The organism is Alkalitalea saponilacus (assembly GCF_900168165.1).
Taxonomy (GTDB): domain Bacteria; phylum Bacteroidota; class Bacteroidia; order Bacteroidales; family Marinilabiliaceae; genus Natronoflexus; species Natronoflexus saponilacus.
On sequence record NZ_FUYV01000012.1, the window covers coordinates 124,613 to 142,449 of the forward strand.

13 protein-coding genes are annotated in these 17,837 nt (G+C 40.1%); 7 read left to right on the forward strand and 6 right to left on the reverse strand.

Features of this window, described 5'->3' with window-relative positions:
- Window positions 1-196: 196 nt before the first annotated feature.
- From B5X70_RS10960 to truA, 5 genes are all read left to right on the forward strand, one after another.
- Window positions 197-1,660: a TolC family protein gene (locus B5X70_RS10960; RefSeq protein ID WP_079557948.1), complete on the forward strand. Its 1,464-nt coding sequence runs from the start codon at window positions 197-199 to the stop codon at window positions 1,658-1,660.
- Between the two features lie 12 nt (window positions 1,661-1,672).
- Window positions 1,673-2,749: an efflux RND transporter periplasmic adaptor subunit gene (locus tag B5X70_RS10965; protein ID WP_079557949.1), complete on the forward strand. Its 1,077-nt coding sequence runs from the start codon at window positions 1,673-1,675 to the stop codon at window positions 2,747-2,749.
- A gap of 2 nt (window positions 2,750-2,751) precedes the next feature.
- Window positions 2,752-5,832: an efflux RND transporter permease subunit gene (locus B5X70_RS10970; protein ID WP_079557950.1), complete on the forward strand. Its 3,081-nt coding sequence runs from the start codon at window positions 2,752-2,754 to the stop codon at window positions 5,830-5,832.
- 466 nt (window positions 5,833-6,298) lie between these two features.
- A complete protein-coding gene (locus B5X70_RS10975; RefSeq protein WP_079557951.1) occupies window positions 6,299-6,604 on the forward strand; it encodes a PG0541 family transporter-associated protein in 306 nt (101 codons plus the stop codon).
- Window positions 6,605-6,653: 49 nt separating this feature from the next.
- Window positions 6,654-7,418, forward strand: a complete 765-nt coding sequence (gene truA, locus B5X70_RS10980; protein WP_079557952.1) for a tRNA pseudouridine(38-40) synthase TruA — start codon at window positions 6,654-6,656, stop codon at window positions 7,416-7,418.
- Window positions 7,419-7,520: 102 nt separating this feature from the next.
- Here the strand turns inward: truA and B5X70_RS10985 are convergent, their stop codons facing one another.
- The 6 genes from B5X70_RS10985 to B5X70_RS11010 all read right to left on the reverse strand — a co-directional run bounded on the left by B5X70_RS10985 (window position 7,521) and on the right by B5X70_RS11010 (window position 13,647).
- A complete protein-coding gene (locus B5X70_RS10985) occupies window positions 7,521-7,922 on the reverse strand; it encodes a hypothetical protein (protein WP_157666546.1) in 402 nt (133 codons plus the stop codon).
- 164 nt (window positions 7,923-8,086) lie between these two features.
- On the reverse strand, window positions 8,087-8,833 hold the full coding sequence (locus tag B5X70_RS10990) for a shikimate dehydrogenase family protein (protein WP_079557954.1): 747 nt from the start codon (window positions 8,831-8,833) through the stop codon (window positions 8,087-8,089).
- Between the two features lie 10 nt (window positions 8,834-8,843).
- Window positions 8,844-9,746 carry a DUF368 domain-containing protein gene (locus tag B5X70_RS10995; protein ID WP_079557955.1) on the reverse strand — a complete coding sequence of 301 codons (903 nt, stop codon included), beginning with the start codon at window positions 9,744-9,746 and terminating at the stop codon, window positions 8,844-8,846.
- Window positions 9,747-9,758: 12 nt separating this feature from the next.
- The gene (locus B5X70_RS11000; protein WP_079557956.1) at window positions 9,759-10,529 is read right to left on the reverse strand and encodes a phosphosulfolactate synthase; all 771 of its coding nucleotides are present in this window, start codon (window positions 10,527-10,529) and stop codon (window positions 9,759-9,761) included.
- A gap of 67 nt (window positions 10,530-10,596) precedes the next feature.
- On the reverse strand, window positions 10,597-12,033 hold the full coding sequence (locus tag B5X70_RS11005; RefSeq protein WP_079557957.1) for a tetratricopeptide repeat protein: 1,437 nt from the start codon (window positions 12,031-12,033) through the stop codon (window positions 10,597-10,599).
- A gap of 81 nt (window positions 12,034-12,114) precedes the next feature.
- On the reverse strand, window positions 12,115-13,647 hold the full coding sequence (locus tag B5X70_RS11010) for a DUF4301 family protein (RefSeq protein WP_079557958.1): 1,533 nt from the start codon (window positions 13,645-13,647) through the stop codon (window positions 12,115-12,117).
- Between the two features lie 657 nt (window positions 13,648-14,304).
- Between B5X70_RS11010 and B5X70_RS11015 the strand changes: the two genes are divergently transcribed.
- Both B5X70_RS11015 and B5X70_RS11020 read left to right on the forward strand, forming a co-directional pair.
- Window positions 14,305-15,609, forward strand: a complete 1,305-nt coding sequence (locus B5X70_RS11015) for an OmpP1/FadL family transporter (RefSeq protein WP_088328921.1) — start codon at window positions 14,305-14,307, stop codon at window positions 15,607-15,609.
- Between the two features lie 536 nt (window positions 15,610-16,145).
- A complete protein-coding gene (locus tag B5X70_RS11020; protein ID WP_079557960.1) occupies window positions 16,146-17,807 on the forward strand; it encodes a hypothetical protein in 1,662 nt (553 codons plus the stop codon).
- Window positions 17,808-17,837: the final 30 nt, after the last annotated feature.

Genomic DNA, 17,837 nt, shown 5'->3' on the forward strand with positions numbered 1-17,837 from the left:
GATTTGTCTTATTTTTATAGATATTAACAATTAAATTCATTTGGTACGATACGTACCAAATGGTCACAAATTCGCTTTATTCTTCCATAGTAGGTTTCATTCCGTCGATTTTTCGTTTGGCGAATTATTATTCACTCTCAAACCCCTACAGTTATACCTTTGTCATCAAAATCAACAAAAGTAAAAGAGTGAATAGATGAAGATACATGTGATTGTTTTATTCTTAATGATGCCGTTTCTTGCTTATTCAGGCGAGACGTTGTCGCTCTATGAAGCGCGACAACTGGCAGTTTCCCACAATCGAAAAATTAAACAGGCAGAATTGGAGCGACAGGCATCCGGTTTGCAAACCCGTTCGGCATTCAATAATTTTTTGCCAAGGTTCGATTTCGAAGGCGGATATCAATTACGGGGAAAAAAATACTCCTTGCTGGAAAATGATATGTTTTTGCCTGTGATACCATATGAAGGTATTGACGGGTCTTCGGGGACTTTTAACTCCGCGTTGGCTCCGGGTGCGTTTGCTATGCATCCCGAAACCGGACAACCCATTCTAAATGCCGACGGAACGCCTGTTTTTCAAAACTACGCCTGGCTGCCTCAGAGCGAGGTGGAAGTTGGCTCAAAACATAACTGGCAGTTTGGAGTTTCCATGCGACAGCCTCTCTATATGGGTGGAAAAATCAGACGGGGACATGAAATTGCTCAACGTGCCGAAAGCATTTCAGAAGCTCGTGAAGAGCTTACGATTATGGAGGTCATTGCCCGTACCGACGAACTTTATTGGCAGGTGGTTCAGTTGTGCGAAATGCTTTCTCTTACCAATTCATACATTGAAATGCTTGAAAACCTTGAGCAGGACATGGAAAATCTATTCCGTGAAGGAATTGTTACCCGCAATCAACTTCTACAGGTACAGGTAAGAAAAAATGAAGTAAAACTGAGTGCTATTCAGGTAGAGAACGGTCTTGAATTGAGCCGTTTGGCGCTGAATCAATTTGTAGGACTACCGTTTTATGACAGAGCAGAATTAAGCGAAACATTTTCACCAGAAATGCTGAAAATGGAAGAGGGGTTGTATACAGATTTGGCTTTGGAGCAACGGCAGGAACTTCGCATGATGAATGAAGCAGTTACCATTGCAGAAAAACTGGTACAGGTTGAACGCGCTGAAATGATGCCGGCCATCGGCATCATGGCTGGTTATAGTGTAAGCAATCCTAATCCATACAATGGTTTTGCACGCGAGTTTGGAGGCGATTATTCGGTTGGAGTAGGTATATCCATTCCCATTTTCCATTTTGGGGAGAAGCGTAATCAGGTTGCACAGGCAAAGATTGCCCGTCAACAGCAGCAGCTTGAACTGGAGGAGACAAGAGAGATGGTTCAGTTGCAGGTGAGTCGAGAACTTCTCTCTTTTCATGAATCCAAAAGCCGTCTTGATTTGGCAAACCTTTCGCTGGAGCAGGCCGAAGAGAACCTGAGAGTAACCAACAATCTTTTTAACGAAGGCCGTGCAACAACACGTGACGTGTTGGAAGCACAGGCTCACTGGCAGGATGCACATGCAACATCTATTTCAGCCAAAGCAGCCCACAGGCTTGCTTATACCAATCTTCAAAAAGCCATAGGTGATTTAAAAATAAGTGATAACCAATAGAATATAAAGAAAATGAGCAAATTGAAACATAAATTCCGTTCAGAAGCATTATGGATGATGCCGCTGGCATTAACCATGTTTTTTTCAGCCTGTTCAGGAGCCGAGGAAGAGTCAAAGCAGGAGCAAAGTCTGCTAACGGTGAGCACTGTTGTGGCAAAAGGGGAAGAGTACTCCCATATATTAAATCTCACCGGAACTGTGTTTGCAAACAGGGAAGCCAATTTGGGAGCAGGATTTCCCGGCAAGGTTGAAAAAATTATCTATCCTGAAGGCACACAAGTACGTGAAGGACAGGTTTTGGTAGAGATGGCAGGTGAAATGCTTGCGCAGGCTGAGGCAGAATATGTAACTCTTAAGAGAGATTATGAAAGGGTAGCCCGATTGGTCAAAGATGGGTCGGTAAGCCGTCAGGAGTATGACCATGTAAAAGCCCGATTTGATGCTTCAAAGGCAAAATATGAACTGGCCCAGAAGAATACACGAATCACGGCTCCGTTTAGTGGGGTGATTGTTGATTACATGGTAAACGAAGGGGAAAACTATTTTCTGAATTTCAATTTTGAGCCCGGATATTCCAATACCAGCGGAATTTTAAGACTGATGCAGTTAAATCCGGTAAAAGTAGCCGTAGAGGTGAACGAGCGAGACCTGGCAAGGATTGAGCGTGGACTTGAAGCAAATATCACCCTGGACGCATGGCCGGGAGAAACTTTTCATGGAAAAGTTTCTCTTATCAAACCTTATTTATCAACCACTTCACGAACATCCACGGTGGAGATTACCATTCCCAACGATGATATGCGCATCAAACCCGGCATGTTTGCACGTGTGGGAATTCAATTTCCTGAGGAGTATATGGTTTTTATTCCCATCGAAGCCATTTATCGCAATCCTGAAACCACAAGGGAGCAAGTGGCGGTTGTTATAGATGGTGTTGTAGAAATTCGGGAAATCGAGCGTCTGCGTTCAGTTGGAGACCGCGCAGCAGTTATCGGCCTGAATGATGGCGATGTGGTTATTACCGGTGGTAAAAGCCGTGTGCAGCAAGGAGAGCAAGTTCGGATTGTAAATAATGGAGGAGGAGAATAGCAATGAAATTACCACATATAAGTGTAAAGCGCCCCATTACCACCATGATGGTTTTTATCGCCATTTTTCTGTTTGGTGCGGTGGCGTTGAAAATATTACCCCGGGATGTGTTGCCCGATATCGAATTTCCTACACTCACGGTGATAACGGTATATCCCGGTGCTTCGGCTGAAGTGGTTGAGGAGCAGGTTACCAGGCGAATGGAAACGGTTCTGGCAGCTACCGAAAATCTCAGAACCATCCAATCTTCATCTAAAGAGAATGTCTCTTTTATTACCATGCGTTTTAACTGGAATGTGGACATCAACGAAGCGTCCAACAGTGCACGGGACATGATTGAGTTGGTGAAAAGGCGTTTACCGCGTGATGTTTACCAGCCGGTTATTTTAAAAGTGAACAGTGCCATGATTCCGGTGTTGTCATACGCCATTCAGGCGTCCGACAACTACTACGAGTTGTCGGACATCATTGAAGAGGAGATTGCAGCACCTCTGCGAAAGGTAGAGGGTGTTGGTACTGTGGTGGCCATTGGAGCTCCACGCAGGGAAATCCGTGTGGAGGTTGACCCGCTAAAAATGCAGGCGTACGGATTGAGCGTTAATCAGATTGCAACCGTTTTAAAATCAGAAAACATCACCATTCCCGGAGGAAATATCAACGTGGGGACACGTGATTTTTCTGTGAGTGTATTTGGTGAGATTGAAGATGTTTCTGAAATTGAGGAGGTGGTTCTCAAATCATTCAATCAAAAACCAGTACGCGTGAGGGATGTGGCTGAAGTGAAGGATGATTTTGAAGAACGAAACTCCTACGCACGGAGTCAGAGTCAGCGTTCGGTCATGTTTTTTGTTCAAAAACAGACAGGAACCAATACGTTACAAGTAGCAGATGCTGTAAAAGCGGAAATGGACCATATCCGCACCCTGTTACCCGATGATGTGGAGATTATTGAGCTGATTGACAGTTCAGATATTGTGACCCGTTCCATTCGGAATCTATTTAGTACACTCTGGTGGGCCGGTTTGTTTGTAATGATTGTGGTGTTTGTTTTCCTTCGTGAATGGAAATCATCCCTGATTATTATGCTCACTATGCCCATTTCCCTTATCGTTGCGTTTATTTTTATGTTCATGGCCGATTACAGCATCAATATTTTTTCGTTGATGTCGGTGGTCATTGCCATTGGTATGGTGGTGGACAATGCCATTGTGGTATTGGAGAACGTGACCCGCCACGTGGAGGAGGGAAGCAAACCACGACAGGCGTCTGTATTTGGAGCCTCAGAAATAGGAATGGCCATATCAGCGTCTACATTAACCACCATCAGCGTGTTTGTACCCATGTTATTCATGGGCGGAATTGTAGGGGTTTTATTTAAGCAGTTGGCAGTGTTAACCACGGTGACTCTTCTGGCCTCTTTGATTACTGCATTGTCGCTGACTCCAATGCTCTCGTCAAGACTTCTTAAACCTGTTAAAAAGGGGGAGGAGAAGCATGGCCGGTTATATCAGTTAAGCGAGCGGGTTTTTGTTGCCATCGAAAACTTCTATAAATCCACACTCAATTGGGCCGTTCATCATAAAAAAGTGGTTGTAGCACTGGCTGTGTTGTTTTTTGGCATTACCATTTATATGGGAACACGAATAGGAACCGACTACATTCCACAATTTGATTCCGGTGATGTCATCATTGAATTTGAGATGGAGATAGGAACAAGTCCGCTGGAAACCGAACGCATTGCCCGACGAATTGAGAGCATTGTCAGGGAAGAAATCCCTGAACTACAGGCTGAGTTTTCCATTGTTGGCCAAACAGAAGATGGAGCTCTTACCACCGTAGGTTTTCAGGAGGGAAGAAACATTGGAACCATGTTGGTCAGAATGGGGCGCCCCGAGGAGCGTGACCGTTCTGCAAAAGAGGCAGCAGATGTTGTACGTCGTCGAATTGAGGCTGAAATACCGGAAATTGAGCAGTTTACAGTAACCGGGGGAAGTTTGCTTTCAAATGCGCTCTTCGGAAATGTGAGCCCAATTGAAGTAAATATTACCGGACACGATTTTGACAGACTCAACAACATGGCGTTACTTATCCAGCGTGAATTGCAGCAAATGGAAGGGTTTATCAACATTGAAAATTCCATTGACCCGGGTAAGGCTGAGTATCAAATACGAGTAGATAAACAACGTGCATCTCAACTGGGACTTAATTCAGCCATGATTGCACTACAGGTTCGTCAAAGCATCTATGGTGCTGATGCCGGTGAATTTGATGATGGCGGTGACGAATACGACATCATAGTGAGGTATTCTCCACAACATCGCAATTCTCCCGAGGACTTGAACAACATCATGATTTCCACGCTTACAGGAAAGCAAGTGCCTGTGCGAGAAGTTGCAACCATTGTGGAATCCCGTGGACCACTTGAGATAAATCGTGAAGAACAGCAACGAATCGTTAAGGTAATGGCCGATTTAAATGGCATATCTCTTGGTGAGGGAGCAGCCCGGGTGCAGGCTATGCTTGATGAGATTCCTCACGAATCCGGTGTCAGTGTTGAACTTGGGGGTCAAATTTCCGACCAGAGTGAGTCTTTCGACAGTCTGATGTTGATGTTTATTGCCGGTATTTTGTTGGTTTACATGGTAATGGCATCTCAGTTTGAGTCCTTAAAAGACCCTTTCATCATCATTTTTGCCATTCCTTTTTCCATCATCGGGGTAATTTGGGCCTTTGTTGTAACAGGTCTTACCTTAAGCGTGGTAACTTTTATCGGTGTTATCATGTTATTGGGTGTAGTGGTAAACAACGGAATTGTTCTGGTAGATTACACCAATTTATTGAGAAAACGCGGTTATTCTTTAGTGGAGGCGGTTTTGGAAGGTGGCCGGTCAAGATTACGACCCGTGTTGATGACCAGTTTTACCACCATCCTGGGAATGACACCTATGGCACTTTCAACAGGTATGGGTTCTGAAATGTGGAGTCCGTTAGGAATTACCATTATTGGAGGAATGTTGTTTTCAACAGTCATTACGCTGGTTTTGGTTCCGGTGATATACACTCTGTTTAATCGAAATGCATAGTGTTTGTTGTGGCTTTGCGGGAACAAAGTATTATCTCTCAAAGTTATAATAATCAGAAGGAAAATGCTGTGAGATGTCAGGGCTACGCCCCTAAAAAGGATCAGGGTGTCTATTGCTACGAAGATATCAGGACTACGTTCCTATGTTGTTTGTGTTGAGATGGAATTGAGGGGCGTTAGCCCTGAAATCTTCGTAGTAAAATATTTATTTGAAGAATATTAGGGGCGTAGCCCTGACATCTAAATCTTTTTCGTACTACTTAATTCTGCTTTAAGACAATTTTGTTTAAAACGGATTTATATGTTTCTTGAAAATAGCCCCAACGGGGCATTAGCAATAACATAGGGCAACGCCCTATGCAGGTAACCTAAACTAGATGTCGCCCTGTTAAGGTCAAAAGCATTTTCAAGTACTATGCGGGGCGAACAATGTAGAACTATAAATAACTAATTAAAACATCTTAATTATGCAAATGATATATTGTACATGCAACGTAAGTGTTCTGGAATCGTTGCTTAAAATCATTGAAGAGAATAAAATCAGAGCTTATCAGGTTATAGACCAGGTAACAGCAAAGAACAAGCTGGGAGCACCCCGGTTTAACGACCCGGTTTGGCCGGGGTATAATTCTGCCGTTCTGCTTCAGGTAAAAGATGCTGAAAAAGTTGAGTGTCTGGCCAAAGAGGTTAAAGCATTCAACCAAAATGCCTTTAATGAAAGTGAACTTGTGACATTTTGCTCCTGGAATCTGAATCATTACTTTTTTGATTGATAGTTAATAAATGGAAGATGTTATCTTTGCCATTATAACTGTATAGCTTATGGCAAGATATTTTATAGAAATGGCCTATAATGGCACAAATTACCATGGCTGGCAACGTCAGCCAAATGGTATTTCTGTGCAAGAACAACTTGAAAAGGCGATTTCCGTTATTTTGCGTGAATCGGTATCGGTTACAGGAGCAGGCAGAACCGATACCGGTGTACATGCCCGCTATATGGTTGCGCACTTCGATTTGCAACAAGAGCTCAAAGAGCCGCAAAAACTTGCCATCCATCTGTCACGTTATTTACCCAACGATATTGCGATATATTCTGTAGTAAAAGTAAATGACGATGCCCACAGCCGTTTTAACGCCATTGCCCGCCGATACGAATATCATATCACAACCGAAAAAAATCCATTTTTGAACGGTTTGGCGACAAGAATCAAATTTCAGCCAAATTTTGATTTGATGAATGAAGCAGCCTTGAGTTTAATGGAATATGATGATTTTACCAGCTTCTCCAAGTTGCACGGAAATGCCAAGACAAATTTGTGTCGGATAGATTTTGCCAAATGGGAAACACATAGCAATCGCTATGTGTTTAATATTCAAGCCGACAGGTTTTTGAGAAACATGGTACGAGCCATCGTTGGAACGTTACTGGATGTGGGAAGAGGTAAAATCACACCTGATGATTTTCGAAAAATCATCGAATCGAAAAATCGTGGAAAAGCAGGCACTTCAGCACCCGCTGAAGGACTCTATTTGGTGGATGTAATTTACCCTGACAAAGTATTCGTTAAACGTGGTCTCAATTAACTAACCAAATTAAGAAGTTTTGATGAAGTTCTTACAAGAAAACCCAAGAGAGAAAGAATTATTTTGGAAAGCTCGTTTTTCGTAAAAACTGATACGGCAACTTTATTTTGATTTCAAGTAAGTTAAGACGTCAGAATAGCTTATGTAAATTGAATATATTGACACTATGGTTAAACTGTCATTTTTTATTTCATAAATCCAATTTTCTAAATTATTATTACGAAATATAAAAAGATTATCATTATCCGTGTAATACTGAAATGGTACTTCGCGTTCCAGTTCAGAAAACTGATATATTCTTTGTTTGCCAATATTGTTCTCCCCAAAATGTATTGAATCAATCCAAAATATATTAGCATTGTCATAATCTCTTGAAGTAGAATTCATTGCCCAGGTTCCGAGTAATTCAGGATCAAAATCTCTACCGATAATTATATCATCTAACTCAGAATCATCCTGCTTTTCACATGAAAAAAGTGCGATACTTATTCCTATTAATAACATCAACCTAAACATAGATTTAAATTTTAAAATTATTCATTCAATGATTATATGATGAATAGAAATCGGTGTGGTTGCTTAAAAAATAGATTTTATTTTAAATTATTGATAAATCATCGCTTTTATATTGGAAAAAATTGAGATTGGCTCAATTATATGTTTCAATATCAGTCCATATTCCAAATCCTCCAGGCCTCTTCTGCCTGCAGATGTAGCATTTCGAGGCCATTTTTTATGGTTGCACCCTTTTCAGCGGCTTTTTCCATGAACAGGGTGGTCTCCGGATTATATATCAAGTCATAAACCAAGTGGTTTTCGGTAATGCTCTCGTAAGGGATATCAGGTGCTTCCTCTGTATTGGGGTGCATTCCGATGGGGGATGTGTTAATGATGATTTTATACTCAGAGATAATTTCAGGGGTTAAAGAGTCGTAACTAACATGAGACGGAGCCTTTGGAGTTCGGCTTACGAACCGGTAAAGGATGCCTGCCTTTAATAAAGCGTGTGAAACCGCCTTTGATGCACCGCCCGTTCCCAGAATAAGAGCTTTGGTGTGTTCAGGTTTAATCAGCGGTGTCAGTGAGTTAAAAAATCCTGTAACATCGCTGTTAAAACCTTTTAGAAAAGGTTTGTTATTATTCCATGATATTTTAATCACATTAACAGCACCAATGAGTCCTGCTTCTTCATCCAGTTCATCAAGGAAGGGGATAACCTGCTCCTTATAAGGGATGGTGACATTTAACCCGGCCAGATAAGGGTGTTGTTCTAATAATCCTTTAAACTCAGAGATGGAGGCTATCGGGAAATTCAAATATCTGGCATCAATCTTTTCTTTTTTGAATTTCTCAGTAAAATATCCCTGCGAAAATGAGTGGGAGAGAGGATAACCAATTAAACCAAAAGTACGCATAGTCGTTTAATTATTCTGTTTTACTTCGGGCAATTAATTCAGTGGCATATATGGTTGCAATTCCTGTAAAAAATATAAGTACTGCCAACCAAAATGTTGTATCGGTCTGTGGCCAGAACCAATCATAACCTATCACTTTGGTTTTTTCTCCAAATGTTTCAGTCAGTTCATGTTTCCATGGCCATAAAATCCCCAGTGAACCGGCTATAAAGCCGGTTAAAACAGCAATGGTTGAATGTGGAAAACGCTTCATCAGCCACGATAGCAACCGTGAAAATGCCATCAAGCCAAATGCTCCACCAGCAATTACAGGAATCAGAATGTCCAGTCGAAATTGGTTGACTGCCTGAATCATGACCAATTGGTAGTTTCCCATCAGTATTAAAACAAAAGAACCACTTAGGCCGGGAAGTATCATGCTGCATACGGCAACAATTCCACAAATAAAAAGATACCATAATGCTCCGTTTTCAGATGCAGGAGACATGACAGTGATTGAAACAGCAATGCTGGCACCTGCAATTAATGAGATGATGGAACCGGTATGCCACTTTCCAACGGTTTTTCCAACGAACCAAACCGATGCCAGAACAAGGCCAAAAAAGTAGGCCCAGACATAAGTCGGATGTTGGACGAACATATACTCAAGTATTCTGGCAAGAGAGAGAATTGCCACGGCAATACCTGCGAAAAGCGTTATCAGGAAAACCAAATCGGTATGTTTCGCGAACTCCTTAAAATTGCCTTTCAAAATCATTTGAAAGGCTTTAACATCGAATGATTTTATGGCGTTTATGAGTCGTTCAAATATTCCGGTAATCAGAGCGATGGTGCCTCCCGAAACGCCGGGTATCACATTTGCAGCACCCATGGCTATGCCTTTCAGGCCATGGCCAATGCTTTCTTTTATCATTACAATTCAATTTTATTCTTCCTCACCAGTTAATGGCGGAATCAGTTTCAACAAAGTAGAGCTGTGAAGCCCCAGTCGTTTGGTCTCTAATGAAATTATATCCTCGGGTGTAATATTACAGAGGTTAACGTTGTTTCCGAGAAGATTGATAAGTTCAATTTGATGCTTTTTTTCGGAACTGTCCCATATCAATTGCTCGGGATTTAAATTTTTACCGGAATTTTCATGAATGTATCGTGCCAACCCATCTTTGCCATAAACCGGCATCTGCTCACTCTCCTTCACAATAACCATAGAAGCTCCTGCAGAAAGCTCTTCCGAAGCAAGCTCTGTCCATTTATCAAAGCTGAAATGCTCGTCGTGCAATGTGCCGGTGGTTTGGCTAATGACTTTATAGTTTTTCGAGAATTCCATGATGGCCGAGAGCTTCTCCTCACGGGTGATGCTGATGGTTCCCTCGGAAATTTCAACATACTCCATACCATATTTGTCAAGATACTTGCGGTATTCATCCATTATTTGTCTGTGGAAGAACAGTTCAAACAGAGTACCTCCAAACACCGGCGTTACTTCAGCACTTTTGTAAATATTTAGCTTTGATTCCAGTGATGGAATCAAAAGACTGGTACCAAAGGCCATTTTAACAAAATCGGTGTATGGAAAAATTCCCTCACAAAAACTCTCTGTTTCCCGAACACTCAAACCTTTATCCGTCATCATGGTGACTCCGGTAACACGGGGTTTCTCAGTTCGTTCAGGTAAAAATGGAAGATTAAAGTTCATGACCCTGGGATTTTAGTTTGTATAAATATAACTATAATTTCGGGAGCACGTTCCGGTAATTGTGTTTTTAAAACGGACCGTCATCATGAATCAGATACTTATAAAGAATGCTCCTGAGTATCGGACTGCGGTCAATTGGTCCGTCCAGTTCAGGTATCAGGTCAATTAATAAGTCAAAACTTCCGGGATCGTTTTGCATGGCCTTTTCAAAATGAATGGCAGCTTTTTTAACATTTCTGCTGTCTTTAATATAGTAAGTGGCCAATATAAAATGCACAGCCGGTGAATCGGGATACTTCTTTAACCAAGCCTGTAACTGACGCCCACGCTGTTTTGCAGGTGTTTCTACCATAATCAGTTGATAAATTTCATGGAAATTTCTCAAACTTTCAGGATCATCTTCAAAGGCCTCTTCAAAAGCTTTGTAAGCCTTGTCGTACTTTTTGTTTAGTAAGAGTGCACGACCGTATAGATACCAGAATTCCCCAAAGTCGGGATGATACTTAATGGCCAGTTTTCCTGCTTTTACCGACTCCTTCTTAAATTGATGATTGATCAAACAGGCCAAATAGTTAAGCCAAACCGGCATATAGGCGGGATCAGTTTTGGTGGCGAGACGATAAAACCGCAAGGCCATTTCAATATCACCAATCCTTTCATAACAATCGGCAATGTAGTGATAAGGCAGAATTTCTTCGTAACCATACGAGATATAATCGATATAAATATCGATGGCTTCCTGGCACCTATCCAAATTTACCATGTTGTTGGCTTTGTTAAACAAAGCCTCTCCATGGCGTGGATTCAGCGCAAGAGTATAGTCATAGCAATTATTGGCTGCTTCATAATCACAGTTCTTAATATGAAGAATGCCAAGATTATACCAAGCGTTTTCCGAGAATGGATTGATGTCAATAACTTTCAGATAAGTCTCCAGACCTTTATCAAGATTATACTCCTTATCATAGGCATAAGCCAACTCAAACAGCAGGCTTTCGCTGTCGGGATAATTATTTATTTCCTGTTCCAGAAAAGATATGGTATGAACAAAAGCCTCTTCCTGGTTGAGATTAATGGCAATATCAAGCAATATTTCATCCCGATCTTCAAAAGCAGAATCCAGTGCGTTGTTGAAGCAAATAAGCGCATCGTTGATTCGGTTATTGCGCAGATATACCAATCCAAGGTTTAAAAATACTTCGGGATTGGACTGCTCCAGACTTTTCAACTCCTCTAATAAATGTATTGCAGCCTGGTCTTCGCCTTTTTCAATTAAAACAATGGCTTGTTTAATTTTTAAAGATGTGGCATACGGATGTTGATGCATCCCAATTTGCAGTACGCGTTCGGCTTTATCAAACTGAAATTTATCGGAAAAGAAATCGAATATGTTTTCAATGGTGTGTACATCAAAAAAATGGTTTTTATGACCATTTTCCATCTGTTCAAATCTTTCAATTTCTTCTTTGATGCTATTATAGTTGGTATGCCAGGATTCATGCATATATATCCGGTTTTTAGACCACAAATTTACTCATAAACAATGATCTTTCAGCATTTATTGAAAAGAATCTTTCGGAGTGTTCTAAACTGTCGGCTGATGCTGTGGTCGTAGTAGATCATTCACGGTTTTTACCGGATTAAAGGTTTCAATGGGAACTTCCACGAACAGCGTGATCCAATTTGCCATGGCACCATTCCATAACCCGGGTAATTCGAGTGCTTTAAGTGGTCGGCCACTGAGCGATTTTTCTGATATAAAGCCTGTTTGCGGATCGATATATTTTGTTAGATCGAATTTCGCTCCTTTGTAGTTCTTTACATAGCATACCAGATCAACCGGATTGAAATGTGTGGCACTTTTTAGTTGCTTAACCTGATGTAGATCATCCATGTTAATTTGTGATGATTCCAGTATTTGCAATGACTCCTGTCCCGATTGTTCTTTGATAATAAACGGCCCGCCGCCGGGTTCTCCTTCATTTTTGACCATTCCACAGACTCGCATAGGCCGATTCAGAAAACCCTTGAGGTAACTCACTTTTTCATCATCGGACAAAACCGGGAAATTCTCCGGCAGCTTAACTGATAGCTGCTCATTTATAAATTTTATAATTCTTTCAATGGTAATTTGAGCCGGTGCTTTTTCAAGCTGTTCGAGAAAAGAGAAAATGGTTTCCTTAACCTCCAGAAGCATTCCACCCAGTGCCTTTTTGTATGAAATGGTTGTATTCAAAAGGTGTTCGGGTACAACATTGTCAATGTTTTTTACAAATATCAGTTCAGCATTTTGTTCGTTCAGGTTTTCGATGAGTGCTCCATGTCCGCCCGGCCGAAAAACCAATTGTCCATTTTCATCCCTGAATGGTTCATTATCAGGGGTAACAGCCAATGTATCGGTGTGTGGTTTCTGAAAGCTGAATGATACATCCAGACCTACATCAAAGCGATTTTCTATTAAGGGCCCCTTTTGGTAAAGCATCTCTTTGAAGAGTTCATGGTGTTCAGGACTGACAGTAAAATGAATATTGACCAAACCATTCTTGTTTAAGGCATAACTTGCACCTTCCGCCAGATGCTCTTCCATGGCAGTCCTGATATCATTTTCATATTTATGAAAATGAATCAACCCTTTTGGCAACTGTCCGTAATTTAGCCCTTCTTCACCTAAAACAGCTTTAATGATATCTTCAGCTCTTGATTTTCGAACATGAACATTATTCAGATTGTAGATTTTTAGTTTTTCCTGAATTAATCCGAAAAAAGCAAATCTTGGCAGCAACTCAATAAATTTTACTACAGGATGGTTTATTTCAAGGGTTTTAAGTGGAACAGGGTTTTCTAAATACTGATAAAGGTCTTTAAACATTCTGGTGGCTGCACCAGATGCAGGAACAAATTTAGAGACGCTGATGCCTGACTCAATTTGATCCTTTAGTTTGTTTGCGTATTTTTCAGTTTCCGAGGCGTTAAGAATCGTTATGCCGTTGTTCGGTATAGCAGGGCGAATGATTTCCAGAGCGGGAAATCCTTCATTAAACCTTGTTATTTGCTCTTTGAGTTGATCTTCGGTAATTCCTTTTTGCTCAAGTGTATTATAATCTGTTGATAGTATCATATTCGTTGTTTTTCTGTGTGTTTCTTAAGAATAATAAAGATAAGCAAAAGTATGAAACCATTACGTTATTTTTTGTTAAGAGAATATCGATGAAGTTCTCGGTTTCATTAGTTAGTTCCGTATTCTATACAAATTAGGTGATTAATCAAAATATCGTGCTAAAACGCACATATTTGGGCAACTCATAATACTAATAGATCGTTAGAGTTTTGGAAATTTAGATGTCACGCAATGGCAAATGCTTAATTATAAGCAAATTATGCATCTAGCTGATTGCTTTGTATATGCGTGAAAATCATACAAATATAAAAGTTTAACGATCTATTAAATTATAATGCGAATTTAAAAATAACTGTCATGCAAGTTCTCCCGAGTTATCGGGAGTCAATAGCCTAAACAAATTATTTTCAAGCGAAATTTCAATAATTAAGTCGGATTTATCTCTTTATAATCATTTCTTATTGAACTCAATCCAGAATCTAACAAAAATATAATTAAATAGTTACATAAAGTTGAACAAAACACAAACGAACATTTGCCTTATGCGTTCCATTAGTCTGCGGCAAAAATTAATGCGTGATTTAAAAAAATAGTTACTTTAGCTAAAGAAATCTATTGTTATTAAGAATTATTAAACCCTAAAGTTGAAATATGATTATGAGAAAACTGTCATTTATTATTTTGCTATTGAGTATTTCAATAACAATAAGCGCCGAAGGTTATCAGGTTAATCTGCAGAGCAATCGCCAAACCGGTATGGGACATACCGGAGCCGGTCAGTCATTGGGTGCAACCAGCATACACTTTAATCCAGGAGCTATGGGAATGATGAATTCCCAATTTGATTTTTCGGCCGGAGGTAGTGCTGTCCTTTCAAGCAATTCATTTGAAGCAGGCGGAATAAAAGAAGAGTCTGATAACCCAACAGGAACACCATTTTATGTGTATGCCGCAGGAAAACTAACCGACAATCTGGTGGCTGGTATCGGTGTTACTTCGCCTTTTGGAAACTCATTAAAATGGGGCGATGAATGGAGAGGGAGATATCTGATTCAGGATATCTCTTTACAGGCCATATTTGTACAACCTACATTGTCGTATCGAATTACGGATTGTTTAAGTTTAGGAGCAGGAATGTCTGTGGTGTTTGGAGCTGTTGATATGAATAGAGCCATTAGTTTTCAGGCACTGGATCCATTTTATCAGCAAGCAACACAGAACCCCTCTGCTACTGCCCCGGATGGGCAGGTAAATCTAAAGGGAAACAGCGTATCATTCGGATATAGTGCCGGATTGTATTATCAAATTTCAGAAAAATTGAGTGTTGGTTTAGGCTATCGCTCAAAAGTTGAAATTGAACTTGATGGCGGAGATGCTACTTTTACTCATGATGAACAAATACCAACTTTCTTGAACATGGCTATGGCTATGCAGGGCGTTAACCTTCCTGATAACTATCTGTTTTTTCCTGATAATAAATTCTCTTCCATGCTACCAATGCCGGCCAATCTAACTTTAGGTGTAGGATGGCAAGCCTCGGATAAGTGGTTTTTTGCTGTGGATTTGCAAAATGTGCGATGGTCAGCATATAAATCGCTTGATTTTGATTTTGAGCAAAATACGGTAACAGTTGAAGACTCATCCATGCCAAAGAATTTTGAAAACACTATGATATACAGATTTGGTGCTGAGTATGCATTAAACCCATCAGTGTTATTAAGAGCCGGTGTATATTATGATGAAACCCCTATTAAAGACCAATACCTCACGCCTGAAACCCCCGGAACAAATAAAACCGGCCTTTCGTTTGGGTTTTCATGGTTTATTAATGAAGGACTTAGCGTTGACGCATCCATCCTGCATATAATGGGAGAGGAGCGTGACTCAACAATGCCTTTACTGCCTGGAACATACAACACCAGCGCCTGGATTCCCGGAATTGGTTTGAGTTATAAGTTCTAAACCGAAATAATTTTTGTCGAAAATTTGAACAACCGAAGTGTTTTAGACTATTAAAACCTTCGGTTGTTTTGTAATATAAAGAACAAGATTTAATCACAATATACAAAATGAGAGCACAAAGAGCACAGAGATAAATGTGTTAACATTTTTTTTGAATTATGTGTAACACTTTTGTCTGAAGGGAGGATTTTGTTAAAGGCTTGACATTGATGATTTGTCAAATGAATTTAATCCTGCGCTCCACTCCTGACCCTTAAGGGGGAACTGCCAAACTCAAGATTTCAACACGTCGATGTATGGTTGACTTGACATTAGCGACAATCTATTTAACATATGTTAAAATAATTTTTACGCTTTAGTTAATCAAAAAAACACTATTTTTACAATATAAAACACCGTTAAATTTGCATGCGGTAACTAAAATGCAATAACCTTAATTTTTAACTTAAAATTGTTCAAAATGAAGCAATTAAGACAATCCTTTCCCAAATGGAAAATGAGAACGGTATGTTCTCTTCTCTTCTCTTCTCTTCTCTATGTTGTTAACCACCTCTTGCGATAAAGAGCCGTTAACCGTTCCAAACGAAGTTCCTGAGGTTGTTGATCCTGACCCGATCTATTCTGAACCGGAGTTGCATGAAGGTATGATTCAACTTGGGAGACAGCTGGAAAATCCCTATTCGGTTGAAAACATGCGTAAAGCCTTGCGCCAACTAATGGATGAAGGAATGCTTAAATCCGGAAGCATAGACGAAACGGACATTGAAACCACACATTTGTATGTTAGGTTTTTGCCGGCAGATGATACCGAGATGGATTTAATTCAACAGGATACCACCTTGGTCTTTTATGATCATCCGTTGGATTTTGAAATTCTTCCCGGAGGTATCTGGTATCATGATCCATCATTACCCGATACAGTAATTACATGGCAATATGTAGTTTTACCTCACGATTACACAATTCCAGAGGTAAAACATGAACTCCTTGCAGAACTTTTCATCATTGATGAAGATGAGACTCTATTGAAAAGTTCCGGGAACTTTCCAAAGTGGGAACTTCTGGAGTCAAAAGCATTTGAATTAACCGGAAATATGGAAGATTATCTTTCCACTAACGAACTCAAATCCAGTAGATGGACACCAGCAGGCAGGATTACTGTATGGGATGACGTGTTGAAACAACAAATAGCTGTAGAAGGAGCAAAAGTACGTGCCAGAAGATGGTTTACTACCCATACCGGAATTACAGACAGCAATGGACATTTTCGTTGTAATGGGTCTTTTAAGCGCAAAGCCAATTATAGTATTAAATGGGAACGATCTGGTTGGTATATACAGGAACGAGCCGGAAATGTCTCTATTTTAGGGGTTGGTGCATGGGTGCAAACTTACTATAATGGTCCTAAACGTAAAGGCGACTGGAATTTGCAAATAGGAAGTGCAACAGATAGAAATAACTCTATGAGATATGCTCATATGCACCGGGCATTAATGAGGTACTTTTATTTATATCGTGATGGGCTCAGCAGTCCTGATGTTAACTCATTTTTTAGAAGTAGATTAAGGGTAGGTTATTCATCTCAGACTAAAACAAGTTCTGCAATACCATATAGAAATATTGCACAACAACCCCATGTTTATATTTATGGTAGAACCACTACCGGGAGTTGGAAACCCACAAATGATATATTTGCTGTAACAATACATGAATTAGCTCACGTCGCTCACTATAAGTTAATTGGACGTTATAGCTTTTCTGAGTTATGGCTTAATAAAGATCGTAGAATCATCCCGGAAAGCTGGGCTGAGGCTGTTGAATGGAGGCTCACAAATATTGAATACAATGAAAAAGGTCGTTGGCTAAATAACGATGCAGCTAGGAATTATAATCATGGAAAATTAGGTGATGGTGCGGGGAGACAATTATGGTATAAGCGAAATAGTAAAAATGGGAATTGGGAATATTATACCCCTTTGTTTATTGATTTATTTGATGATCATAACCAAGGAAATAGTGCTAGTACTATACGACCCAATGACAATGTTTCAGGTTATACTTTTCGTGTGTTAGAACAAGATGTATTACGCAGAACCTTTGGTTTCAGCAGCCTTAAAACACGTTTAAAACAATTTAAACCTGTAGGTGTAACTGATGCGCAGATTGATGAGTTGGTTGATTTTTATTCCGAATTATAATAATTACAAATATGAAAATCTTATTTTTAT